This is a genomic window from Streptomyces zingiberis, from assembly GCF_012034935.1.
Taxonomy (GTDB): Bacteria; Actinomycetota; Actinomycetes; order Streptomycetales; family Streptomycetaceae; genus Streptomyces; species Streptomyces zingiberis.
This window is the reverse complement of sequence record NZ_JAATEN010000031.1, coordinates 16,403-40,029: the sequence shown is the minus strand read 5'-3', so window position 1 is coordinate 40,029 and position 23,627 is coordinate 16,403. Positions and strand designations below refer to the sequence as shown.

At 76.3% G+C, this 23,627-nt stretch carries 20 protein-coding genes; 18 read left to right on the top strand and 2 right to left on the bottom strand.

The features are described from left to right. Positions 1-721 precede the first annotated feature (721 nt). Both HCK00_RS25745 and HCK00_RS25740 read left to right on the top strand, forming a co-directional pair. Positions 722-1,381 carry a cysteine dioxygenase gene (locus tag HCK00_RS25745; RefSeq protein ID WP_168104449.1) on the top strand — a complete coding sequence of 220 codons (660 nt, stop codon included), beginning with the start codon at positions 722-724 and terminating at the stop codon, positions 1,379-1,381. Further along, complete coding sequence (locus HCK00_RS25740; RefSeq protein WP_168104448.1) at positions 1,378-1,773, top strand: rhodanese-like domain-containing protein; 396 nt, start codon at positions 1,378-1,380, stop codon at positions 1,771-1,773. Before HCK00_RS25745 ends, HCK00_RS25740 begins: the two co-directional genes overlap by 4 nt. Before the next feature lie 309 nt (positions 1,774-2,082). On the opposite strand, the gene HCK00_RS25735 is transcribed toward HCK00_RS25740, so the two are convergent. Further along, positions 2,083-2,925, bottom strand: coding sequence for an NmrA family NAD(P)-binding protein (locus HCK00_RS25735; protein WP_168104447.1), 843 nt, complete (start codon positions 2,923-2,925; stop codon positions 2,083-2,085). Between the two features lie 577 nt (positions 2,926-3,502). Between HCK00_RS25735 and HCK00_RS25730 the strand changes: the two genes are divergently transcribed. The 5 genes from HCK00_RS25730 (at position 3,503) to HCK00_RS25710 (ending at position 9,169) form a co-directional block, all read left to right on the top strand. Then, complete coding sequence (locus tag HCK00_RS25730) at positions 3,503-4,003, top strand: VOC family protein (protein ID WP_168104446.1); 501 nt, start codon at positions 3,503-3,505, stop codon at positions 4,001-4,003. Continuing rightward, entirely contained in the window at positions 4,000-5,007 is a 1,008-nt protein-coding gene (locus tag HCK00_RS25725) for a 3-methyl-L-tyrosine peroxygenase-related protein (RefSeq protein WP_168104445.1), read from the top strand. Before HCK00_RS25730 ends, HCK00_RS25725 begins: the two co-directional genes overlap by 4 nt. A 170-nt stretch (positions 5,008-5,177) precedes the next feature. Continuing rightward, positions 5,178-6,065 (top strand): LLM class flavin-dependent oxidoreductase, encoded by an 888-nt coding sequence (locus tag HCK00_RS25720; RefSeq protein WP_168104444.1) that lies wholly within the window; start codon positions 5,178-5,180, stop codon positions 6,063-6,065. Further along, complete coding sequence (locus HCK00_RS25715) at positions 6,062-7,045, top strand: PhzF family protein (protein ID WP_168104443.1); 984 nt, start codon at positions 6,062-6,064, stop codon at positions 7,043-7,045. Before HCK00_RS25720 ends, HCK00_RS25715 begins: the two co-directional genes overlap by 4 nt. 306 nt (positions 7,046-7,351) lie before the next feature. Continuing rightward, positions 7,352-9,169 carry a gamma-glutamyltransferase family protein gene (locus tag HCK00_RS25710; protein ID WP_168104442.1) on the top strand — a complete coding sequence of 606 codons (1,818 nt, stop codon included), beginning with the start codon at positions 7,352-7,354 and terminating at the stop codon, positions 9,167-9,169. Positions 9,170-9,569: 400 nt separating this feature from the next. Here HCK00_RS25710 and HCK00_RS25705 read toward each other — a convergent pair whose 3' ends face one another. Continuing rightward, positions 9,570-10,370: a hypothetical protein gene (locus tag HCK00_RS25705; RefSeq protein WP_168104441.1), complete on the bottom strand. Its 801-nt coding sequence runs from the start codon at positions 10,368-10,370 to the stop codon at positions 9,570-9,572. A gap of 761 nt (positions 10,371-11,131) precedes the next feature. Between HCK00_RS25705 and HCK00_RS25700 the strand changes: the two genes are divergently transcribed. The 11 genes from HCK00_RS25700 to HCK00_RS25650 all read left to right on the top strand — a co-directional run bounded on the left by HCK00_RS25700 (position 11,132) and on the right by HCK00_RS25650 (position 23,461). After that, on the top strand, positions 11,132-12,373 hold the full coding sequence (locus HCK00_RS25700) for a kynureninase (RefSeq protein ID WP_168104440.1): 1,242 nt from the start codon (positions 11,132-11,134) through the stop codon (positions 12,371-12,373). Between the two features lie 76 nt (positions 12,374-12,449). After that, positions 12,450-13,238 carry a tryptophan 2,3-dioxygenase gene (locus HCK00_RS28600; protein ID WP_206320997.1) on the top strand — a complete coding sequence of 263 codons (789 nt, stop codon included), beginning with the start codon at positions 12,450-12,452 and terminating at the stop codon, positions 13,236-13,238. Between the two features lie 112 nt (positions 13,239-13,350). Then, positions 13,351-14,160 (top strand): methyltransferase, encoded by an 810-nt coding sequence (locus tag HCK00_RS25690; RefSeq protein ID WP_168104439.1) that lies wholly within the window; start codon positions 13,351-13,353, stop codon positions 14,158-14,160. Beyond that, entirely contained in the window at positions 14,157-15,413 is a 1,257-nt protein-coding gene (rffA, locus tag HCK00_RS25685; RefSeq protein ID WP_168104438.1) for a dTDP-4-amino-4,6-dideoxygalactose transaminase, read from the top strand. The genes HCK00_RS25690 and rffA overlap by 4 nt, the downstream gene beginning before the upstream one ends. 263 nt (positions 15,414-15,676) lie before the next feature. Next, the gene (locus tag HCK00_RS25680) at positions 15,677-16,942 is read left to right on the top strand and encodes a class I SAM-dependent methyltransferase (RefSeq protein WP_168104437.1); all 1,266 of its coding nucleotides are present in this window, start codon (positions 15,677-15,679) and stop codon (positions 16,940-16,942) included. Continuing rightward, the gene (locus HCK00_RS25675; protein WP_168104436.1) at positions 16,939-18,078 is read left to right on the top strand and encodes a methyltransferase; all 1,140 of its coding nucleotides are present in this window, start codon (positions 16,939-16,941) and stop codon (positions 18,076-18,078) included. The genes HCK00_RS25680 and HCK00_RS25675 overlap by 4 nt, the downstream gene beginning before the upstream one ends. A 56-nt stretch (positions 18,079-18,134) precedes the next feature. Further along, on the top strand, positions 18,135-19,178 hold the full coding sequence (locus HCK00_RS25670) for an alpha/beta hydrolase (RefSeq protein WP_168104435.1): 1,044 nt from the start codon (positions 18,135-18,137) through the stop codon (positions 19,176-19,178). Between the two features lie 109 nt (positions 19,179-19,287). Next, positions 19,288-19,956: a dTDP-4-dehydrorhamnose 3,5-epimerase family protein gene (locus HCK00_RS25665; protein WP_168104434.1), complete on the top strand. Its 669-nt coding sequence runs from the start codon at positions 19,288-19,290 to the stop codon at positions 19,954-19,956. Beyond that, entirely contained in the window at positions 19,953-20,960 is a 1,008-nt protein-coding gene (gene rfbA, locus HCK00_RS25660) for a glucose-1-phosphate thymidylyltransferase RfbA (RefSeq protein ID WP_168104433.1), read from the top strand. The genes HCK00_RS25665 and rfbA overlap by 4 nt, the downstream gene beginning before the upstream one ends. A 2-nt stretch (positions 20,961-20,962) precedes the next feature. Next, the gene (locus HCK00_RS25655; RefSeq protein WP_168104432.1) at positions 20,963-22,156 is read left to right on the top strand and encodes a glycosyltransferase; all 1,194 of its coding nucleotides are present in this window, start codon (positions 20,963-20,965) and stop codon (positions 22,154-22,156) included. 132 nt (positions 22,157-22,288) lie between these two features. Further along, entirely contained in the window at positions 22,289-23,461 is a 1,173-nt protein-coding gene (locus HCK00_RS25650; RefSeq protein WP_168104431.1) for an FAD-dependent monooxygenase, read from the top strand. Positions 23,462-23,627 lie beyond the last annotated feature (166 nt).

Here is a 23,627-nt window from a genome sequence, read left to right as displayed (position 1 = left end):
CGCAAGATCGGAGGGTCGTGGGCCGCTGGGCCGGCTGTCGTGTGGACGCCGACGCCGACGCCGTTCCTTACCGGGGGAGGTGTGCCGGACGGCGCCCGGGGCGGCCGGCGGGGCGGGGCTGGAGTGATCGGTGGGGCCACTGGGGCCACAGTTGCGAAGACTCCTGGAAAGGTACCTGCTCAGGCAGGTCCGGGGCGAGAGTGGAGCCGAGGATCGCCCCGTGGTCCGGGTGCCGGCCCGGGGGCATTCGGCGGCGGCCGGCCGGTGGACGGTCCCGCGGGGACCGGGCCGGGCCCGGCGCCCGCCGGCCCTCCGGGCAGGGAATCCGGGCCGCCGGGTTCCTCCGGGGACGGCGTGGAGGCAACCCCGGGCGACCTTCAGGGCGCGTTCTTGGTGACGTGCGCGGGAGTGGACGCGGCATGCGGCCGGCGGGCGCCGCGCGGGGGCCCACAGCCGCGTGCGCCGAGCGGGGCACCGGTCGGCGCGGTGGTGACCGGTACCGACTTGACCAGCGGTCCGTGGGCTGCCAACGTTCTCCCCATGTCGACCAGCAGGCGCTTTTTCGCACGGCACCACGTGGACCTCGTCCGCGTGGCCAGCGCCCTGTGTCGCAGCGGCCGTCCCTGACGGCCGCGCCAGGTGTTCCGAGGCGCGGCATCCCCTTCCCCGGATGCTCCGGGGTACTTCGATCCGCCCGCCTCGACACCTTCCGGGAATTCCCATGGACACCGTGCCGTCCCTCGCCGCGTCGCCGCGCGACGCCGCCCCCGTCATCCTGACCGCCGCCCGGGCCGCGACCGTGGCCGCAGGCCCCACTCCCACCGCGCCGCCCACCGCGGGCGCCACCCCCACCGCGGCCCCCGCCTCCGCCCGTACGTCCCCCGGGGCCGCCACCCCCGCCGGCTCCACCGTCCCCGCCGAGGTCTCCACCCCGGCGGCCCTCGGTGACCTCGTCGGACGGTTCGCCGCCCGGCGGGACCTCTGGCTTCCCCGCGTCCGCTTCGAGGCCCCCGGCCGGTACTGGACCCGCCTGGAGAGCGATGAGGCGCACGAGGTGTGGCTGCTGACCTGGCTGCCCGGGCAGGGCACCGAGATCCACGGACACGGCGGTTCCGTCGGCGCCTTCACCGTGGTCCGCGGGGAGCTCACCGAGTACGCCTTCCCGCCCACGTCACAGCCGGTCCACCCGGTGGCGCGGCGGCTGCCGGAGGGGGGCCTGCGCGCCTTCGGGCGGCGCTACATCCACCAGGTCACCAACGAGGGCGAGGAGCCGGCGGTGTCGATCCACGCCTACTCGCCGTCGCTGAGCGCCATGTCCTACTACCGCCACCTGCCCGACGGGCGCCTGGTGGTGGACCGCACCGAAGGAGTCGACGCGTGACCGGAATCGACCATCACCTCGCCGAGGCGCGGGCCGGGCTGGAGAGGCTCGGCCCCGCGGAGGCCCGGCGGGCCGCCGCGGAGGGCGCCCTGCTCGTCGACACCCGGCCCGCGGGGACGCGCGAGGCCGAGGGGGAGATCCCCGGCGCCCTGGTCATCGAGCGCAACCATCTCGAATGGCGGTGTGATCCGGCGAGCGAGGGAGCCCTTCCGGAAGCGGTGGACACCGAGGTCCGGTGGATCGTCTTCTGCGACGAGGGCTACGCCTCCTCGCTGGCCGCCGCCTCCCTCCGGACGATCGGACTGTCCCGGGCCACGGATCTGGACGGCGGCTTCCGCGCCTGGCGGGCGGCCGGCCTCCCGGTGACCGGCGGGCGCGCCGCGAACGGATGAACCGGCCGCCGGAGCGACCGGGCGGCCCGCACACAGGACACCGCGCACAGGACACCGAGTCCGTCCCTCGCCGCGCTCCGGCGCCGGGCCGTTCGCGGCTCACCTCCGCCGCCGCGCCCCGGACTTCGGACGGTTCCCGTGCCGCCCCCCGGGGCGGGGCCGGGCCGGTCAGCGGGCGCGGTGGTTTCACCACCGGCCGGTGGCGCGCGTGCCGCCGCCGGGGTGTGTACCGCCCCGGGCGCCGCCCCCGTCCGCCAACCACCCTGCGGCAGGTGACGTCGACGGACGGGGGCGGGTGGCCGCGCCTGGTCAGCCGGTGCCGGAGGAAGGCTCCCGCCACCGGTCCGCGGCCGCCGCGGCGTACTCCGCGAAGCGGCGGGGCGGGCGGCCGGTGACGCGCTCCACCGTGTCCAGCGGCTCGGCGTCCCCGAGGCGGCGGAGCGCCGCGAAGGCGGCGAGGTCCTGTTCGACCTCTTCCTCCGGGCGGCCCAGCTCCCGCTGGGACGACCGGTAGGAGGCGGGGTCGCCGTGGAAGTCCAGCCGCCGGCCCGACGCTTCGCCGATGACGGCGCACACCTCGCGGAAGGACAGCGACTCCGGGCCGGTCACCTCGTAGGTGCGGCCGGTGTGCCCCTCCTCCGTCAGGGCCCGGGCGGCCACCTCCGCGACATCGCCGAGGTCGACGAAGGTCTGCCCGCAGTCGCCCAGCGGTACCGCCAGTTCCCCGGCGAACACCGCCTCGCGGAAGGGGCCCTCGTCGAAGTTCTGGTCGAACCAGTCGGACCGCAGCACCGTCCAGCCGGTCCCGGACTCCTTCACCGTCTTCTCCGCCTCCAGCAGCCGGCGGTCGTCCATCACCTCGATGGCCCGGCTGGACAGCAGCACGATGTGGGCCACTCCCGCCTCGGCGGCCAGGCCGACCAGGGCGGGGTTGACACCGACCCCGTCCGGGGCCATCAGGAACATCCGCCGGACGCCTCGCAGTGCCGGCTCCCAGGTCTCCTCGTCGTGCCAGTCGAACCGGGTGTCACCGGAACGCGAGGCGGCTCTGACGGGCGCCCCGGCGGCCCGCAGCCGGGACGCGACGCGGCGTCCCGCGGAGCCGGTGGCACCCAGGACGAGGATCGGCGCGGTCTCCTTCTCCCTCTTCATACGGTCCACAACGACGGCGGTACCCCGCGGCAACGGGGTGAGGCCCCGCCGGCCGCGCGTTTCCGTCCGGCGACGGGCGCCGGCCGCCGGCGGGAACGGGGGAGCGAACCGGGAGCCGGGGCGGGGCGAGTGGTGGAGGGACCTCTGTAGGTCGTCTCACGAACCTCTGACATGGTTCTGATTCTCCTGCGTTGACGCCCTGACGCCGCCGAAGATAAATTTTCGTAATATGGCCCCCACCCGTCCGGAAGGCCTGGGGGAAGTCCCGCAGGAATGTCCCGTCATCGCCCAGTACGTGGGGCCGGCGGGAATCCTCGGCCGGCATTTCCGGGCCGGGGCCGGGCGGCCGGGGCTGAAGGGCCGAGGGCCCGGGAAAGGGCCGGAGCTGTCCGGGGGGATGATTCCGCGTCTCCCTTGTATTCCTTCCTGATTTCCGGTCAGTGCCCCGCCCCATGCCGTTCCTCTTGTTGATTTCCCGTGCCGCGGTGCCGTGTTCCCCGCGCCCGGTGGCCGTGCGCGGGCAGCGGGAACCGCGCCGTGGCTTTCCGTACCCCGGAGATTCCGGAAGGACGCCGATATGGACCGGACCGTACAGCAGCAAGCGCCGCTTCCCGCCGCGGGATTCAGGCCGCGCATCCACCACGTGGGGGTGCAGACCGCCGATCTGGAGAACTGCCTCGCCTGGTACGGGGAATTCTTCGGCGCGGAGCGGAGGTGGGAACTCGACCGTTTCTCCGAGCTGACGCTCAGCCGGCTGCCCGGCATCCGCCGTCTGGCCGAGGTGGCCGCCGGGGACCTCCGGTTCCACCTCTTCGACCGGGCCGGTCACACGGGCCGGACACCGGAGGAGGACGGCTACCAGTTCCAGCACGTGTGCCTGGAGGTGGACGACCCCGCGGAGCTGGCCGATGTCCGGGACCGCTGGCACCGCCTCCGCGACTCCGGCCGCTTCACCTTCGCCCGCCCGGACGGCCCCACCGAGGTCGTCGTCGACGACGACGGGGTGAGCAGCCTCTACCTCTTCGACGTCAACGGGCTGGAGTACGAGTTCACCCACGTTCCGGAGGGCCCCCGATGAGTACCCTCGCCCCGTCCACCGCGCCGGGTGCCCGCCCGGCCGGCCACGCCGCGGACTGGGACTTCGGCGACTTCCCCTACGGACTGGAACCGCTGGCCATGCCGCCCGCCGGCCACGCCCCCGCCGACGCGGGCCACCTGTCGGTCACCCTGGCGCCCTGCGACCCGGACGGGGTCCGCCGCGAGTTGCGCGCGCTGTCCGGCGGCGGCCCGCCCCCGGGCCGCCCCGCGGTGCCCCCCGCGCCCTCCTACGATCAGCTGTTCTGGTTCCGCTGGATCACCGGCCACCAGGTGGCGTTCGCGCTGTGGCGGCTGATGGGCCGGACCCTGTCCGCCCTGCCCGCCCGGGACGCCGTCCCCGGACCGGCCGCGATGGCGCGGCTGGAGAGCTGGACCCACGCCTACGCCGCCATGCTGCTCTACAGCGGCTCCTGCCCACGCGGCCTCTACCAGCGCCTCATCCGCCCGGCGATGTTCCTCCAGCACCGCGGCTTCAGCGGCGTGTGGGCCCCGGACTTCGCCCAGGTCCGCTCCCTGCTGCGGGGGCGTCCCCTGCCGTGGACGTCGGACCCGCGGGCCGCGGGGGTACGGGCCGCCGTCCACGCCCACCGCCTGGTGCACGACGCCGTCGCGGACCGGCTGGTGCCGAGCGGGCGTTCGCTGCTCCAGCAGACCGTCGCGGAGAGCCCCGTCCGCCCCTCCGAGCGCACCGCCGTCCTGTACGACAACTTCTTCATGACCCTGCGGGGCGCGGTGCCCGACGAGGCCGTGGCCGGCCAGCTGCTGCGGCGGCTGCGCGCCGTGGGCCTGGATCTGGCCGTCAACGGTCTCTACCCGCTGGGCCGGGACGAGGGCCCCGGCGGCCCGGGCGGTTACGGCGGCCCGGACGGGGCCGCGGCCTGGGACGCGCGGGTGGCCTGGTGCGAACGCCGCGTCGGGACCGTCCTCGCCGCCGCCGCCGACCACGCCGCCCCCCTCGCCCGCCGGGCGTCCACCACGCTCTGAACCGGGCCCGCCCCGGCTGTTGCGTACCCGCGCCGTACCCGTGCCGCACCCGTCGTGCCGTAAAGGGGCCGTCCCGTGCGCGGGCGGGAGCACCGGGGCGGCACGGCGGGAAGGCGCCCCGGTGGTACGGCGCGAGGGCGCCCCGGCGACACCGAAGGAGATCCGAGCAGATGCGCCACGGAGTGCTGATCCTCCCCGAACACCGCTGGTCCCTGGCGCGACGGCGGTGGACCCTGGCCGAGGAGCTGGGGTACGACCACGCCTGGACGTACGACCATCTGATGTGGCGCTGGTTCAGCGACCGCCCCTGGTTCGCGGCCGTGCCCACCCTGGCCGCGGCCGCCGCCGTCACCTCCCGCATCGGGCTCGGCACCCTCGTCGCCGGTCCCGACGTCCGCCACCCCGTGGACTTCGCCAAGGAGATGACCGCCCTGGACGACATCTCCGAGGGGCGCGCGCTGTGCGGCGTGGGCGCCGGGGCCGGCGGGCACGACGCCGTCATCCGCGGGGCCGCCCCGCTCTCCCGCCGCCGGCGCACCGAGCGCTTCGAGGAGTTCACCACACTGCTGGACCGGTTGCTGCGGGAGTACCACACCGACTTCGAGGGGGCGTGGTACACCGCGCGGAACGCCGTGGTGCGCCCCGCCTGCCTGGCCGAACCCCGCGTTCCGCTCGCCGTCGCCGCCGCCGGGCCGCGGGGCATGGCGCTGGCCGCCCGGCACGCGGACATCTGGGTCACCAGCGGGCCGCCCAACGTCTTCGAACCCGAGCGGTACGACCGTCTGCTCCCCCTGCTCCGGGAGCAGCTCGCGGCGGTGGACAAGGCGTGCGCCGCTCAGGGGCGCGACCCGGCGAGCCTGCGCCGGCTGCTGCTGACCGACGCCGCCGTCGGTGGTGTCACCGAGTCGGTGGCCTCCTACCAGGACGCCGCCGGGGTCCTCGGCGATCTCGGCTTCACCGATCTGGTGGTGCACTGGCCCCGGCCCGACTTCCCCTTCCGGGGGAAGGAAGAGGTCCTGCTGGGCTTCGCCGCCGCGGAGTGGGGAGGCACGCCGTGAGGTACCCCTTCGAAACGGTCGGGATCTTCGGTGCCCGCCCCGGCGGCGGCAGCCCGCTCGCCGTCGTCCATGACGCCGACGGGCTCGGCGTCCCGGCCATGGAGCGGATCGCCGCCGGGCTGCGGGTGGACGAGACGGTGTTCGTCCTGTCGCCGACCGCGCCCGGCGCCACGCACCGGGTGCGGGTGTTCACCGCCCGGGGCGAGTCGCCGTTCGGCGGTCACTCCGCCGTGGGCACGGCGGTGGCGCTGGTCCGCTCGGGGCGGCTGGCCCCCGGCCGCGTCGTCCAGCAGTGCGGTGAGAAGCTGCTGGAACTGGACGCCGGCCCCGACGAGGCCGTCGTCACCGCGTCCGGGGCGCTGCCCTGCGAGGAACTCGCCGCCGGGCCGCTGCTCCGCGCGGCCGGCCTCGCCCCGGCCGACCTCGGCGGGGGCCCGCCGCTGGCCGCCGGGTTCGGGCCCCGCTTCCACCTGCTGCCGGTACGCCGGAAGGCCGTCGGGGCGGCCCGCGCCGACGAGGCCGCGATGCGCCGCGAAGGGCTGCCGGACCTCTTCGTCTTCCACTGGGACGCCACCACCCGCACCGCCACCGCCCGCCTGTTCGCCCCCGGGTACGCGATCCCGGAGGACCCGGCCTGTGCCTCGGCGGCGCTCGGTCTCGGGGTGTGGCTCGCCGCGCACCACGGATCGGCGGAGGTACGGACGCGGGGGGCGGCGGGCGGGCCGGCGCATGGGCTGCCGGGTGAACCGCCGGGCGGGCTGACGGACGAGCTGCCGGGCGGGCGGCTCGACTTCCGGGTCGGCCAAGGCGCCGAGCTGGGCCGGCCGTCCGTCCTGCGCTGCTCCGTCACCCTCGGGGACGGGGACGGGGACGGGGACGGGGACGGGGGCCGGGACGGAGCGCTCACCGTGACCGTCGGCGGCCGGGCACCGCGGGAACTGGCCGGGGAGTTCACCGTGGGGGAGGAGCCGGGGAGGTGACGGGCCGGTGAGGTGAGGGGCCCTGGGCGCCGGGCCGGCGGTTCTCCGGCCGTCCGGCCCCGCCCCTCTCCTTTACCCGCGCTGCCCGATGACCCGTTCCGTCCGTTCCGGTCCCGGTCCCGGTGCCGTCCGTTCCGGTCCCGATCGCCGCGGCGCGTCCCGGTGCCGTTCCCGGTGGCCGGAGGCCCGCGCGTGGCCGCCATGCGCCCCGCCCCGGATCCGTTCCGCCTGCTCCCGCCCCCGGTGCCGTACCACCGGGCCCCTTCCACCGCTCCACCGTCCCGACTCTCCGAGGAGGTCACGCCCATGCTGACGCGCCCCGAACTCCACGGCACCCGGGGTGCCGTCTCCACCACGCACTGGCTGGCCTCGGCGGCCGGCGCGGCCATGTTCGACGAGGGTGGCAACGCCTTCGACGCGGCGGTCGCCGCCGCCTTCGTCGTCCAGGTCGTGGAACCGCACCTCAACGGCCCCGGTGGCGATGTGCCGATCATGGTCCATGACGCGCGGAGCGCCGGCACCGTGGAGGTGATCTGCGGTCAGGGGCCGATGCCCCGGGCGGCGACGATCGAGCACATGCGGGCCCTCGGGCTGGACGCCGTCCCGGGCTCCGGACTGCTGGCGGCCTGTGTCCCGGGTGCCTTCGGCGCCTGGCTGACGCTGCTGCGGGACCACGGGCGGCTGCCCCTGGGCACCGTCCTCGCCCCGGCCGTCCACTACGCGGAGCACGGGTATCCGCTGCTGCCCCGCGCCGCGGCCATGATCCAGGTGATGGCGCCGCTGTTCCGTACCGAGTGGACCGAGTCCGGGCACACCTATCTGCGGTCCGACGGCACCGCGCCGGCCGCCGGGGAACGGCTGCGCAACCCCGTGCTCGCCCGCACCTTCGGGCGGCTCGCCGCCGAGGCCGCTGCCGCCCGGGGCGGGCGGGAGGCGGGGATCGAGGCCGCGCTGCGCGCCTTCTACGAGGGGTTCGTGGCGGAGGCCGTCGAGACCTACCTGAGCCGGGCCGAGGAGATCGACGCCACGGGGCACCGCAACCGCGGCCTGCTGCGCGGCGCCGACCTGGCCGGCTGGCGGCCCGGGGTGGAGGAGCCGGTGGCGCTGGAGTACCGGGGGCATCTGGTGCACAAGCCGGGGCCGTGGTCGCAGGGGCCGGTCTTCCTCCAGCAACTCGCCCTGCTGCGCGGTTTCGACCTGGCGTCCGCGGGGTTCGGCAGCGCCGACCACCTGCACACCGTGGTCGAGTCCGCCAAGCTCGCCTTCGCCGACCGCGAGGCCTGGTACGGCGACCCGCACCACGGGCGGATCCCCCTGCCAGGGCTCCTCGACCCCGCCTACGCGGACGCGCGGCGGGAACTCATCGGCCAGGATGCCTCCGGCGCCCTGCGGCCGGGCTCCCCGGACGGGCGCCCGCCGCGGCTGCCGCGCCCCGCCCGGGACCGCGTCCCGGTGCCCGTCCCCGGGCCGGGCGAGCGGCCCGGCTGGATGGAGCAACTGGCCGACGGGGTGCCGGCGGTGGTGCTGCTCACCGCTTCCCGGGGCGACACCTGCTGTGTGACGGCCTCGGACCGGGAGGGCAATCTCGTCTCGGCCACCCCCAGCGGGGGGTGGCTGAAGAGTTCGCCGGTCGTCCCGGGCCTGGGATTCCCGCTCGGCACCCGCGGCCAGATGGCCTGGCTCGACCCCGGCCATCCCAACGCCCTCGCGCCGGGGAAGCGGCCCCGGACGACGCTCAGCCCGTCGCTCGTCCTGCGGGACGGCCGCCCGTGGCTGGCCTTCGGCACCCCCGGCGGGGACCAGCAGGACCAGTGGACGGTCAACGCCTTCCTCGCCCACGCCGATTTCGGCATGACCCCGCAGCAGGCGGTGGAGGCCCCCACCTTCCACACCGACCACCCGCCCTCCTCCTTCACCCCGCACACCTCCCGGCCGCTGGGGATGACCGTGGAACGCGGCTTCGACCCGGCGGTCCTCGCCGAACTGCGGCGCCGGGGCCACGAGATACGCGAGGCCGACGCCTGGTCCCTGGGGAAGGTGTGCATGGCCGGCACCCTGCCCGGCGGCGCGGTGCGCGCGGCGGCGAGCCCGCGGGGGCAGCAGGCGTACGCGGTGGTGCGGTAGGGCCCCCTGCCGGTCTCCCGGGTCTCCCCGGTATCCCCGGTGTGTCCCGGTGTCCCGGCTTCCACGCCCTCCCGTCCTGTCGCCGCACGCCCTTGCCTGCCGTGCCCGCCTTCCTCGCCCTCCCGGCCTTCGGCGTACGGCCGCGGGCCGGGTGTGGGCCGGCCGGGCGGACGGAGCCCGAGGCCGCCGGTGGGCCGGCGCGCCTCCGTACCGCCGGACGGCGGCGGGGCGACGGCGCGGAGGCCGGGCGACGAGCGGGCCCGGGGCGGCGGACGGTGGCCCCCGCCCGGTGCTCGCGCCTTCCGGGGCGGGACCCCGGATCCGCGGGTCTCCCGGCGGACCCGCTGCCGACCTCGCCCTGCCCCCGGCCCGTCGTGCGCCGCCGCCCCGCCGGCGCGGGTCAGGCGCCGCGGGGCGCCAGCGTCCGCAGGACCTCCTCGGCCGCGTAACGGACGCGCCGCCCCCCGCGGCGGCGCGTCCAGCCGTGTTCGCCGGCGAGGCGGTAGACGCTGCCGGACGGTACGCCCCACAGGGCGGTGATCTCCGCCGGGCTCAGCCACCGCGGCCCGTTCCCCGGCCCCGTGGGGCCGGCGGGGGAGGCGCCGTCCGGGGTCCCGCCGGCGGCGGACTCCCGGGGCGCGCCCTCCGGGCCCGCCCCGGCCGCGTCCGTGCCCCGGCCCGGGGGCGGATGCCCGGCCGGGCCCGGGCGGCGGACGGGGGAGAGGAACTCCGGACCGCTCCAGCTGTGCGCCGGGTCCGCCTCGCAGCGGACCCGGGCGGGCTGTCGCCGGTCCCGCGCGGGGCGGGCGGTCAGGGTGCCGCCGCAGCCGGCCTCCCGGCAGGTGCCCACCACCACCCGGCGCGCCTCGCCCGGCCGGGCCACCCGCTCGGCGCGGTCACGCAGGGCGGTCACCTCGGCCGCCAGCTCGCCGGCGGCGGGGTGGCGGACCAGCAGGGCGAGATGGCCGTGGAGGAAGGCGCACAGCTCGGCCACCGTCCGCCGGGGCGGGCGGGATCCGGTCTCCCGCACGGTCAGCCCGGCCCAGGAGGCGAGGACCCCGAGCACCGCCCGGCGCACGTCGGCGGCGGGCGCGTGCAGCGGGCCGCCGGAGGGGCGCCGCGCGGGGGACGGCGGCCGCTCCCAGGCGGGGGTGTGCGGGCGGACGTGACGCTCGCCGCACTCGTGGTAGAGCCGCGGCAACTGACGGAGCGCCTCGGCCAGCAGGCCGCGGCACGGCGGGCAGAGCCGGGCGCCGCCCGCGGTCCGGCCCGTGCCCCGCCCCGGCGGCGTACAGCCCGGCCCGGCACACGACGGTCCGGGAGCGGAGGGCACACCCCGGGCGGCCGGCCGCGCGGGAGCCGCCGGTGGCGGCGGAGTGGGGGAGGGCGCCGCGGACGGGCCCGGCGGCGGTGCGGGCACCGGTGGGCGGTGATCCGCCGCGCCGGCGGGGCGTGCGGCCTCCCGCCGTTCCGTGTGTTCCGTGTGTTCCGTGTGTGAGGCGGCCGGGGATCCGGGGTCTCGCACGATCCTTTCCCTTCTTCCGACAGCGGTGTCCTGTCCTCCGGGCCGGGCGGCGGTGTCATCTCCGCCGCCCGGCCCGGAGGTTCCCGCGTACTTTCCCGGGGAGCGTGCTCAGCGTATGGCCGGTTTTCTCCCGCCGACGCCCCGGGAACGGCGGGACCGCCATTTCTGGGCAGGTCTTGCAACGCTTGCACAGCCTTTGAGGAATCTCTGAAGTTCTCCTGACGGCCCGCCCGTTGACTTCCCCGGAGGGGCGAAGACAAGAATGTCTACAGTGCGTGCGAACTGTGTCCCCCGGCTTTCACGGTCCGGGCCCGGACCCGCGGCGCCGCCGGGCGGAACCCGGCTGTGGGCCCGTATCCGGCCCGGAAGTGAACCCGACCCGGAACCGTCACGGAAAAGATCCGGAACCGGCCCGGAAAACCGAGGGAGCACGACACGTGGAATCCACCCGTGAGTGGGCCGTACGGCAGGACGCCGATGATCCGCTCTCCTCTTTCCGTAAGGAATTCGAGCTGCCCGAAGGGCTGATCCAGCTCAACGGGAACTCCCTGGGGCCGCTGCCCCGCGCCGTGCCCGGCGCGCTGGAGCGGGCGATGCGCCACCAGTGGGGCCCCCGGCTGATCCGCGCCTGGTTCGAGGACGGCTGGTGGGAGGCTCCGGTGCGGACCGGGGACCGGATCGGCCGGCTGATCGGCGCCGCGCCGGGCCAGACGGTCGTCGGCGAGTCCACGTCGGTGCAGCTGTTCAACGCCGTCACCGCCGCCGCCCGGCTCCGTCCCGGCCGTACCGTCCTCCTCTCCGACGCCGCCAACTTTCCCACCGACCGCTATCTGGCCGCGTCCGTCGCGCGGCTGCTGGGCCTGCGCCTGACGGAGGTCCCGCCCGGCGGGATCGGCGAGGCGCTGGAGCGTCACCGGGGGCGGGTGGGCGCCGTGCTGTGCGGCGCGGTCGACTTCCGCACCGGCGAACTCTTCGACGTTCCCCGGCTGACCGCCGAGATCCACGCGGCGGGTGCCGTCGCCGTCTGGGACCTCAGCCACGCGGCCGGCGCCGTCCCGGTGGAGGTGGACGCCGCCGGCGTCGACCTCGCCGTGGGCTGCGGCTACAAGTACCTCTGCGGCGGCCCCGGCGCCCCGGCGTTCCTCTACGCCGCCGCCCGCCACCACGGCGCGCTGGACCTGCCCGTCACCGGCTGGCACGGGCACGCCCGGCCGTTCGCCATGGAGGACACCTTCGTCCCCGCCGAGGGCATCGAGCGGGCCCGCACCGGCACCCCGCACATCCTGTCGCTGCTGGCGCTGGAGGCCGCCCTGGAACCGCTGGAGGCGGCCGGGGTGGCCGCGGTGCGGCGCAAGAGCCTCGCCCTCGGCGACCAGTTCCTGGGCCTGCTCCGGGATCTCGGACCGGGCGCGGAGGGCGCGCCGGGACCGGGGCCGGAGGGCGGGGTGCCGGCCGTCGAGGTCGTCACCCCCACCGCGCCCGAGCGCCGCGGCGGCCACCTCACACTGCGGGTCCCCGGCGCCGCGGGGGTGTCGGCCGCGCTGCTGGAGCGGGGCGTGCTCACCGACGCCCGGCCGCCGTCCCTGCTCCGCCTCTGCCTCAACGGCCTGTACGTGTCGTACACCGACGTCTTCGACACGGTGACCGCCCTGCGCGACGCCCTGGAGGTGACCCGATGACCCCAGGCCCTCACCCCGGCTCCCACCGGCCTCCGGCCACGAGCCTCTCAGCGCCCACGGAAAGGAGGGTTCGCCGGTGACCGACGCGCCCAACGCCTACACCGGCTACGCCCGCATGGACGACCTGCACCGGTTGCAGGAGCCGCGCACCGCGTCGCCGTTCGAGATGTCCTTCATCCTCATCAGCCAGGTCAAGGAACTCCTCTTCCGCATGGTGCACCTGGAGGCCGCCGAGGCGCGCGAACGGCTCCGGGAGGACCGTTCCGGGGCCGCCTGCCGGGCGCTGGCCCGCACGGTGCGCAACCAGCGGGCGCTCACCGGCTGCTGGGAATCGCTGAACGCCATGCCGGTCGACGAGTTCCTGCACTTCCGCGACTCCCTGGGCACCGCCTCCGGCACCCAGTCCGCCATGTACCGGCTGCTGGAGTTCACCCTCGGCAACCGCGACCGGGCCGTCGTCCGCCCGGACGACCTCGCCGCCTTCCCCGAACTCCGCGCCGAGCTGGAGCGCCCCAGCCTCTACGACGAGGTGCTCCGCCACCTCGCCCGCTCCGGACTGCCCGTGCCGGAGCATCTGACGGACCGGGACCCCGCCGCCCGTTACGAGCCCGACGAGGGGATGGAGAAGGTCTGGATGGCCGTCCACCGCGACCCGGACGGGCACCGGGCGGCCTACGACCTCGCCGAACACCTGCTGGAGGTCGCGTACCAGTTCTCCCACTGGCGCGCCACGCACCTGCTGGTGGTGGAGCGGATGCTGGGCGGCAAGCGGGGCAGCGCCGGCACCGACGGCGCCCCTTGGCTCCGCGCGATCAACGAGCACCGCTTCTTCCCCGAACTGTGGACCATGCGGTCGCTGCTGTGAGGCGCCGGCACCTGCCCCGGCCCCTCCGCCGTCACTGCCACGGCCCGGGTCCCCGATGCCCGGGCCACACCCGATCACCGCACGCCCGACCGGAGGAACCGGAGGGAACGCCATGAACGAACTCGGCCTCGCCATGGGGCGGGACGCCTACACCCACGCCGTCGAGCGGGACACCGAACGGGAGTTCACCCTGCTGGGGCGGGAGTGGACCCAGCTCGGCGGGGTGCTCGGCGGCGAGTACAACCACGCCACCGGCCTTTTCGCCTCCTGGCTGCCCTGTGACGGCGTCCGCACCATGCTGGAGATGGGCTGCGGCTGCGGGGTCGCCTCCGTGACGGCCGCGCTCGCCGGGGTGGAACGGGTCACCGCGCTGGACATCAACCCCGCCGCGGTGCGCACCACGGAGCTGAACGCCCGGCGCCACGGCGTCGCCCACCGCGTCCGCGCCCTCACCAGCGACCTGTTCGGCGCGCTGGAGAACCAGGAGAATCAGGCGAACGAGGAGAACGAGGAGAACGGGGCGAACCAGGAGAACCAGGAAACCGCCGGGCCCGCCGGGAGCTTCGACCTCATCTTCTGGAACTCCCCGTTCATCGAGACCGCGCCCGGCACACCCCACGAATCGGATCTCGCCTACCACTTCTTCGACCCCGGCTACGGCATGCACCGGCGGTTCCTCACCGGCGCCGCCCGGCGGCTCGCCCCAGGCGGCCGGCTGTTCCTCGGTTTCAGCTACGCGATGGGCAACGGCGACCGGCTCCGCGAGGTGGCGGGCGAGGCCGGGTTCACCCCCCGCGTCCACGCCCAGGAGTCCTTCTCCGTCCCGGCCGCGGAGCTGGGCACCGCCCCGGTGTTCGCCGCGCACGCCGACGCGGAGGAGAAGGTCCGGATCGACTTCACCCTCCTGGAGCTGGTCCGATGAGCGCCCCCGCCGTCCCCCGCACGGCCCCCGCCGTGCCCTTCCACGTACCCCACACCGCGGCGCGCCAGGACGCCTATCTGCGGCAGGTGCTGGAATCCGGCGACCACGACGGGGACGGGCCGTTCACCGAGCGCGCCGCCGCGCTGCTCTCCCGGATCACCGGCGCGCCGAAGGTGCTGCTGACCCCCTCCTGCACCCACGCCCTGGAGATCGCCGCGCTGCTGCTGGACCTCGCCCCGGGCGACGAGGTGGTGATGCCGTCCTTCACCTTCGCGCCGACGGCCAGCGCCTTCGCGCTCCGCGGCGCCGTGCCCGTCTTCACCGACTGCCGCCCCGACACGCTCAACCTGGACGAGACGGCGCTGGAGGCGGCGATCACGGAGCGCACCCGTGCGGTGGTGGCCGTGCACTACGGGGGTGTCGCCTGTGAGATGGACGAGATCCGGCGCGTCGCCGCCGCGCACGGGGTCCCCGTCATCGAGGACAACGCGCACGGACTGGGCGGCACCTACCGCGGCCGGCCGCTGGGCGGGCTCGGGGCCCTGGCGGCGCAGTCCTTCCACGCGACGAAGAACGTCCACTGCGGCAAGGGCGGCGCGCTGCTCGTCAACGACGTCTCGCTGGCCGAGCGCGCCACCGTCGTCCGTGACCGCGGCACCAACCGGCACCAGTACTTCCGCGGCCAGGTGGACAAGTACCGCTGGGTGGACCTGGGATCCAGCTACATCCTCCCCGAGCTGCTGGCGGCCCTGCTCGCCGCGCAGCTGGAGGAGATGGACGCCGTCCAGCGGCGGCGCCACGCGCTGTGGGACCTCTACCACGCCGGTCTGGCCGGGTGGGCCCGCGACCAGGGCGTCACCCTGCCCGTCTGCCCGCCGGACCGGGAGCACTCCGCGCACCTGTACCACCTGGTGTGCCCCACGGCGGAGGACCGGGCGGCGCTCCTGCGCCACCTCGCCGACCACGGCGTGCGGGCCGCCTTCCACTTCCAGCCGCTGCACACCTCACCGGCCGGGATCCGCCACGGCCGCAGCGCGCCCGGCGGCTGCCCCGTCACCGAGCGGGTCGCCGACCGGCTGGTGCGGCTGCCGCTGCACACCGGGCTCAGCGACGCGCAGGCGGCACGGGTGGTGGAGGTCCTGCTGGCCTTCCGCACCGGCGCCACCGGCGCCACCGGTACGGCAGGCGCCCACGGCCCCGGCTCTCACCGGGGCGGTGGCTCCGCGCCGCACGCCGGCCCCGCCGCCCGCTGAACCCCGCGCCGGGGCCACCGGCCACCGGGCCGGGTCCACCGGCCACCGGCCACCGCACCGGGCGCCCGCCGCGCCCCGCCGTCCCGGCGCCGGTGCTCCCGCCGTCCGGCCGCCGGGCGCCGGGGCCGACGGACGCCGGGGCCGCCGGGCGCCGGCCTGCGGCCCGACCGGCACCGCCTGCGGCGCGATCGGCCCCCGCCCCTCCCGTCCTCGCCCCGCCCCCGGACCGCCACAACCACCGGAACCCCGAGAAGAGGCCCGCGATGAGCACCGATGTCGTCCGGTTCGTCACCGACTGCCGCGTCTGCGGCGGTGAACGGTGGCAGAAGGTGATCTCCTTCGGCCGGGTGCCCCTTGCCAACGGCTTCCTGGAGGAGGCCGACTCCTATCCGCACGAGGAGGCGTACCCCCTGGAGGTCGTCTCCTGCCGCGACTGCCGGCTGCTGAGCCTGACCGCCGTCGTCGACCCCCAGGTGCTCTACCGCACCTACTCCTACGTCACCTCCGACTCCGAGACCATGCGGCAGCACATGCGCACGGTGGTGCGGCTCTGCGGCCACCACACCGGCCGGCGGCCGGGCGGACTCGTCGTGGAACTCGGCTCCAACACCGGCGACCAGCTCCTGGCGTTCCAGGAGACGGGCGCCCGGGTGCTCGGCATCGACCCGGCGCGCAACCTCGCCGCGATCGCCGAGGAGCGCGGAGTGCCGACCCTCGCCGAGTACTTCGGGTCCGCGCTCGCCGCCACCGTCGCCGACGAGCACGGCAAGGCGTCACTGATCCTCGGCCGCCACGTGTTCGCGCACATCGACGACCTCGCCGACGTCCTCGCCGGGGTCCGGGCGCTGCTCGCCCCCGACGGGCTGTTCACCATCGAGGTCCCCTACGCGGTGGACATGGTGGAGCGGCTGGAGTTCGACACCATCTACCACGAGCACCTGTCGTACTTCCTCATCTCCACGCTCGACACCCTCTTCGCCCGCCACGGGCTGCGCACCGTCGACGTGGAGCGGCTGGCGGTGCACGGCGGATCGGTGCTCGTCTCGGCGGGCTTCGCCGACGGTCCGCACCCGACGGGTGAACGGGTGCGCGAACTGATCGACCACGAGCGGGCGGCGGGCTATCTCTCCGACGGCGTCTACCAGGAGTTCGCCACCCGCGTCCGCCACACCTGCGCCGAACTCACCCGGCTGGTGCGCGACCTGGTCGCCGACGGGAAGCGGGTCGCCGGCTACGGCGCCTCGGCCAAGGGCACCACCCTGCTCAACGTCTGCGGACTGGGCCGGGACGAGCTGGAGTTCTGCACCGACACCACCCCGCAGAAGCAGGGCAAGGTCACCCCCGGCACCCACATCCCCGTGGTGGCCCCCCAGGCGGTGCGCCGGCCGCCCGACCTCTACCTGCTGCTCGCCTGGAACTACGCCGAGGAGATCCTGCGGCGCGAGGCGGCCTTCCTCGACGCGGGCGGCGGCTTCGTCCTGCCCGTACCCGAACCGACGGTGCGCACCGGGGCGGTGACGGCCCGATGACCGCCACGCACCCCGCCGACCCCCGGCCGGAGCGGGAGCCCGGGCGCGACCGCGCCCAGGAGGAGCTGGGACGGCTCGTCCCCGTCCTCTTCGGCCACGCGGCGTTCCAGCAGCTCAACGCCGGCTGCCGGCTGGGTCTCTTCGAACTCCTCGACGCCGGCGGGCCGCTGCCCGCCGCCAAGGTCGCCGAGGGACTCGGCATCCCCCACCGCTCCGCGGGCGTCCTGCTGCTGGGCACCACCGCCCTGGGGCTCACCACCGCCGGGAACGGTGTGGACGGTGCGCCCGGCGAGACCGGCACGGAGGAGGGGAACCGGCTGTACCGCAACGGCCCGCCCGTCGCCGCCGCCTTCCGGGAAGGGCTGTGGCCGGTGCTGCGGGACATCGTGGAGTTCCAGGACCGGGTCTCCTACCTGCCCGCCGCGGACTACGCCGAGTCCCTCGCCACCGGTGAGAACACCGGCATCCGCCACTTCCCCGGCACCACCCGCGACCTGTACACCCGGCTCGCCGGGGTGCCCGGCCTGGAGGAGCTGTTCTACCGCTGCATGCACTCCTGGTCGGCGCTGTCCAACCCGGTGCTGGTGGAGCGGACCGACTTCACCGGCGTCCGCCGCGTCCTGGACGTCGGCGGCGGCGACGCCGTCAACGCCCTCGCGCTGGCCCGCGCCCACCCCTCGCTGCGGATCACCGTGCTGGACCGGGCGGGGGCGCTGGAGGTAGCGGAGCGGAACATCCGCGAGGCGGGGCTGGCGGACCGCGTCACCACGGCCGCGGCCGACATCTTCACCGACCCCTGGCCGGGCGGGCACGACTGCGCGCTCTTCGCCCACCAGCTCGTGATCTGGTCGCCCGAGCAGAACCTCGGCCTGCTGCGGAAGGCGTACGAGGCGGTCGGCCCCGGCGGCCGGGCGCTGGTGTTCAACGCCTTCAGCGACGACGACGGCGCCGGACCGCTCTACGCGGCGCTGGACAACGTCTACTTCACCACCCTCCCCTTCCGTCACTCCACCATCTACCGCTGGGGGGAGTGCGAGAACTGGCTGCGGGAGGCCGGTTTCGGCGAGATCCGGCGCACCACCGGGAACGGCTGGACCCCGCACGGGGTGGTCTCCGGGCGCCGGCCGGCCCCGTGAGCGGCCCCGCCCGGCCGGGCGCGGAAGCGGGCGTGGAACCCGGGGCGGGCGGTGGTGTGCGAGGCACCGCCGACGGCGGGGCCGCCGGCGGCGCGGATGGCGGGGCGGCCCGGCCCGGGTCCGCCGCGCGGCGGGAACGGCTGGACCGTGAACTCTCGCCCAGCACCCGGGCCCGGGACGCGGCGGCCACGCTCGCCGCCTACCGGGCCCGCAGCCAGGAGGCGCTGCGCACCCTGGACCACCGGGCCGACCTCCCCTACGGGCCGCACCCCGCGGAGCGGCTGCACTGGTTCCCGCCGTCCGCGCCGCCGGCGCCTGCCCGGCGGCCCGGACGGCCCACGGATCCCGAACCGGGCGCCCCGCTGCTGGTCTTCGTCCACGGCGGGCACTGGCAGGAGTCGTCGAAGGAGGACGCCTGTTTCGCCGCCCCGGCGCTGACCGCGGCGGGGGCCGGCTACGTCGCCCTCGGCTACGGGCTGGCGCCCGGGCGGAGCCTCGCGGAGATGGCCGGCTCGGTGCGCCGCGGGCTGGCCTGGGTGCGGGAGCGGGCCGCCGCGCTCGGCGGCCGGGCCGACCGGGTCCACGCGGCGGGCAGTTCCGCCGGCGCCCATCTGGTGGCCCTGGCCACCGGCGGGCGGGACGGGGTGGAGCTGGCCGGCGTCCATCTGCTGAGCGGCCTGTACGACCTGTGGCCGGTGACCGGCTCCTACGTCAACGAGGCACTGGGGCTCACCCCGGCCGAGGCGCGCCGGCTGAGCCCGCTGTACCGCCCGCCGCCGCGCGCCCGCCACCTGCTGCTGGCCCGCGGGCAGCACGAGACCGGCGAGTACGCCCGCCAGCAGGAGCGGTACACCGCCGCGCTACGGGCCCGCGGCCGGCGGCCGCTGTCCCTGGTGGCGGCCGGCCGGGACCACTTCGACCTGCCGCTGGACCTGGGCGACCCCGCGACCCCGCTGGGCCGCGCGGTGCTCCACCGGCTCGCGCCGGGCCGGTGGGGGCCGGCCCCCACCGGGCCCACCGGCCCGGCCACCCCCACCACCCGGCCGGGTGGCCCGCCCACCACGCGCGACGGGACGCGGGCCCCGAGCCGTGAACCCTGAGCCGTCCGAGCCCCGAGCCGTGAACGGTGAAGGTCCGGCACCGCACCGCACCGCACCGGGCGGCCCGGCCGGCGGCCCCCGTTCGACGAGTCCACCGAGGAGGCGCCCCATGGAGGCACGGGAGCTCGCCGTGGCGGGTGCCCTGGAGATCACACCGCCGTCGTTCCCCGACCCGCGGGGCCTGTTCAGCCCCGTGTACCAGGAGGCGGACTGGGCCGCCGTGACCGGCGGCGAGCCGTTCCGCCCCGTGCGGTGCGCGCTGAGCGTCAACCACGCCGGGGTGGTGCGGGGCGTGCACTACTCGCGCTCCGCGCCGGCCACCGCCAAGGCGGTCCTCTGCGCGGCGGGGGAGGCGCTGGACCTGGTGGTGGACGTGCGCCGGGGCTCCCCCACCTTCGGGCGCTGGGACGCCGTCCCCCTGAGCGCGGACCGGCCGCGCGCCGTGTACTGCCCGCCGGGCGCCGGGCACGCCTTCGTCGCCCGGGCGGAGGGCACAGTCCTGCTCTATCTGCTCTCCACCCCCTACCGGCCGGCGGAGGACGGCGCCGTCTCGGCGTTCGACCCCGCCCTGGGGCTGCCCGTGCCCCCGCTCCCCGGGGCGGTGGTGTCCGCCGCGGACCGGGACGCGCCCCCGCTGGCCGAGGCGCTCGGCCGCGGGCTGCTGCCCGTGTACCGGCCGGGGGCCCGCCCGCCCGGGGCGGCAGCGCCGGTCCCCGGACCGCCCATGGGACCGCCCACGGGACCGTCCACCAGACCGAACGGAAGGAGTGCGACGTGAAGGGCATCATCATGGCGGGGGGATCGGGCAGCCGCCTCAAGCCGCTGACCGGGGTGGTCTCCAAGCAACTGCTCCCCGTCTACAACAAACCGATGATCTACTACCCGCTCTCGGTGCTGATGCTGGCCGGGATCCGGGACATCCTGATCATCTCCACCCCCGGCCATCTCCCGCTGTTCCGCGCGATGCTGGGAGACGGCCACCGGCTCGGGCTGCGCCTCACCTACGCCGAGCAGGAGCACCCCGGAGGCATCGCCGAGGCCTTCCTGATCGGCGCCGGGCACATCGGCGAGGACGCGGTCACCCTGGTCCTCGGCGACAACCTCTTCCACGGCCCCGGCTTCTCCGCGCTCCTCCGCGACCGGGTGCGGCGCCTGGACGGCTGCACCGTCTTCGGCTATCCCGTGCGGGACCCGCAGCGGTACGGCGTGGCCGAGGCGGACGCCGCCGGCCGGCTCACCGGCATCGAGGAGAAACCCGCCCGGCCGCGTTCCGAACTCGCCGTCACCGGGCTCTACATGTACGACAACGACGTGGTGCGGATCGCCCGCGGACTGACCCCCTCCGCCCGCGGCGAGCTGGAGATCACCGACATCAACCGGGTCTACCTGGAGCGCGGCCGGGCCGAACTGGTCCGGCTGGGGCGGGGGTTCGTCTGGCTGGACACCGGCACCCACGACGCGCTGCTGGAGGCCGGCCAGTACGTGCAGATCCTGGAGCAGCGGCAGAGCGTCCGCATCGCCTGCCTGGAGGAGATCGCCTACCGCATGGGCTTCATCGGCGTGGGCCGGCTCCGGCGGCTCGGCCGGGAGCACGCGGACACCGACTACGGCACCTACCTCACCGACCTGGCCGACGCCGCCGAACGCGCCGAGCGCGCCGACCGGGGGGAGGGCGCCGGAGCCGGCGTCCCCGTACCGGACGCGCTGCCGCCGGGCCTCGTCGCCGACCCCACCGGACTGCCGTCCCTGACCGCCCCCCGCGCCGGGGCACTGAGGAGCTGACCGTGCGTTACCTGTTCACCTCGATGCCCGTCTCCTCCCATCTGATGCCGCTGATCCCCACCGCGCACGCGGCGCTGGCCGCCGGCCACGAGGTGCTGGTGGCCACCTGCGGACCCGCGGAGCGCACCGCGACCGCGGCCGGGCTGGTCACGGTGCGGGCCGGTGCGGACCGGCGGGCCCGGGAACCCTACGACGCGCTGCTGCGCACGCTGGAGGAGTCCGGCGCCGGGTCAGCCCCCGACGACGAGACCTCCCTGGCCGTGCACGGCCGCGCCTTCGGTGAGGTCGGCGCGCGGATGCTGGACGACCTGGTGGACATCGCCCGCGCCTGGGGCGCCGACGCCGTGGTCTACCCGGCGATCCACGCCGCCGCGCTGGTCGCCGCGCGCGCCGTGGGCGCCGCCGGGGTGCTGCACGGCTACGGCACCCCGCTGCCCACCTTCGGCCCCGCGCTGGACCACCTGGCCCCGCACGCGGCCCGTGCCGGGGTGGACAAGGTGACCGAGGCCGAGATCGAGATCGACGTACTGCCGGGCTCCCTCGCCACCTTCACCGACGTGCCCACCGCCATCGGCCGGCCCGCGCACCGGCTCCCCATGCGGTACGGCTGCTTCAACAACGGCGGCACACTGCCCCGCTGGGTGCTGCGCCGGGGGAGCGACGCGGGCGGCCCGCCCAGGATCGTGGCCACCTGCGGTTCGTCACCCGCCATGACCCGCGGCGGAGCGCTCTACCGCGACATCGTGCTCGCCACCGGTGAACTCGGCGCCGAACTGGTCCTGCTCACCGCGGGCGCCGACCTGCCCCACCTGCCGGACGAGCTGCCGCCGCACGTGCGCCCCGAACGGTGGGTGCCGCTGCGGGAACTGCTCGACGGCTGCGACGCGATCGTCCACCACGGCGGCTCCGGCACCGTGCTCAGCTCGTTCGCCGCCGGAATGCCCCAGGTGTCGCTGCCCATGCCGGGCACCGTCAACGTCAGCAACGCCCGCACCGTGGCCGACCGCGGGGCGGGCCGCACGCTGGACATCGACGCCTCCGGCCCCGGGGCGGTGTCCGACGCCCTGACCTGGGCGCTGGAGGACCCGGAGCCGCGGCGGGCCGCGCGGGAGGTCGCCGCGGAGATGGCCGCCATGCCCACCCCCGCGGCGGTGGTCGAGCGGATGTCGGGGCTGCTCGCCGCCGGGCGCACCTGAGCCCCGGGGGCGCGGGCCGGCCCCGGACACCGCGCGGCCCGCCGGGCCCACCCCGGCGCGTCACGGCCCGTGCCGCCCCCGCGGGTCCGGGCCGCTGCGGAACGACACGGAACGACACGGAAGGAGAGCAGGGTGAGGATCGCTGTCGCCGGCGGCGGGCCGGCGGGGCTCGCGTTCGCCGCGTTCGCCCGGCTGGCCGGCCCACCGGACGAGGTCACCGTGTGGGAGCGCCACCGGGGTGAGGACACCTACGGCTTCGGCGTCATCCTGCCGCCCGCCGCGCTGGCGGCCCTCCGCAGCGCCGACCCGGTGCTGGCGGACCGGCTGGCGCCCCATCTGACCGGCTGGGACGAGGTCACGGTGGACCGCCGCGGCCGTTCCCTCACCGTCCGGGCGCCCCGGCTGGGCGCCGTGAGCCGCCGCACTCTGCTGCGGCTGCTGCGGGAGCGGTGCGCGGAGCTGGGCGTCCGGCTCCACCTGGGCGTCCCGGCCCCGGACATCGCCGAACTCCGCGCGGGGTGGGACCTGGTGGTCGCCGCCGACGGCGCGCGGTCGGCGGTCCGCACCGCCCTGGCGGGGGAGTTCCGCGCCACCACGGAGGAGCTCGCGCCGGACTACATCTGGCTCGGCGTCGAACGGGAGTTCCCCGGGCTCACCTTCCTCGTCGCCGACACCCCCCGCGGGCCCGTCACCGCCCACGTCTACCCGTACGCGCCCGGCCGCTCCACCTTCCTGGTCGAGGCCGCACACCGGCCGGACCCCGGCGAGCCGGCCCGGCTGTTCGCCGGCCCGCTGGACGGCGCGCGACTGCTGGAGAACCGGTCGCGGTGGAGCCGCTTCCCCCAGCTCACCACCGCCACCTGGGCCACCGGCGGTACCGCCGGTAGCGGCGGCATCGGGGGGAGCGGGCGCCGGCGGGGCGCGGGGAGCGTGGTGCTGCTGGGGGACGCGGCGCACACCGCGCACTACTCCATCGGGTCCGGTACCCGGCTGGCGCTCGACGACGCCCGCGCGCTGGTCGCCGCCCTGCGCTCCGGGCACCCCCTGCCCCGTGCGCTGGCCGCCTACGAGGCCGCGCGCCGGCCGGCCGTGGACCGCACCCAGCGGCTCGGCCGGGTCAGCGCCGGCTGGTTCGCCGGCCTCGGCGCCGGGCGGGACCCCGCCGACGGCGTCCGCGCGGGCGAGGCCACCCCGGAGCGCTTCCTCACCGACCTGCTGACCCGTGGTGGCCGGATCTCGCTGGCGGACCTGGCGGATGAGGCCGCCGCGGACGTATCCGTGGCAACGGCGGGAAACCGGCGGTGACGGCGCGCCCACCCGGGGACACCTGGTAGACCGGGTGGACCGGGCACGAACGCCGCCTGTCCCGGTCCGGCTCCGCCGTGGCCGGGGCCACGGGGGCATCACCTCCGGGCCGCGGGCGGCACCGGAGGAACGGGCACCGAGGACGGCGCGAACAACGGTGCGAACG

Excerpts from the sequence above, each read along its gene's own strand:
- HCK00_RS25745 (WP_168104449.1), top strand. The coding sequence starts at position 722 with ATGGACACCGTGCCGTCCCTCGCCGCGTCGCCGCGCGACGCCGCCCCC.
- HCK00_RS25735 (WP_168104447.1), bottom strand. The coding sequence starts at position 2,925 with ATGAAGAGGGAGAAGGAGACCGCGCCGATCCTCGTCCTGGGTGCCACC.
- HCK00_RS25730 (WP_168104446.1), top strand. The coding sequence starts at position 3,503 with ATGGACCGGACCGTACAGCAGCAAGCGCCGCTTCCCGCCGCGGGATTC.
- HCK00_RS25725 (WP_168104445.1), top strand. The coding sequence starts at position 4,000 with ATGAGTACCCTCGCCCCGTCCACCGCGCCGGGTGCCCGCCCGGCCGGC.
- HCK00_RS25720 (WP_168104444.1), top strand. The coding sequence starts at position 5,178 with ATGCGCCACGGAGTGCTGATCCTCCCCGAACACCGCTGGTCCCTGGCG.
- HCK00_RS25710 (WP_168104442.1), top strand. The coding sequence starts at position 7,352 with ATGCTGACGCGCCCCGAACTCCACGGCACCCGGGGTGCCGTCTCCACC.
- HCK00_RS25690 (WP_168104439.1), top strand. The coding sequence starts at position 13,351 with ATGAACGAACTCGGCCTCGCCATGGGGCGGGACGCCTACACCCACGCC.
- rffA (WP_168104438.1), top strand. The coding sequence starts at position 14,157 with ATGAGCGCCCCCGCCGTCCCCCGCACGGCCCCCGCCGTGCCCTTCCAC.
- HCK00_RS25680 (WP_168104437.1), top strand. The coding sequence starts at position 15,677 with ATGAGCACCGATGTCGTCCGGTTCGTCACCGACTGCCGCGTCTGCGGC.
- HCK00_RS25675 (WP_168104436.1), top strand. The coding sequence starts at position 16,939 with ATGACCGCCACGCACCCCGCCGACCCCCGGCCGGAGCGGGAGCCCGGG.
- HCK00_RS25665 (WP_168104434.1), top strand. The coding sequence starts at position 19,288 with ATGGAGGCACGGGAGCTCGCCGTGGCGGGTGCCCTGGAGATCACACCG.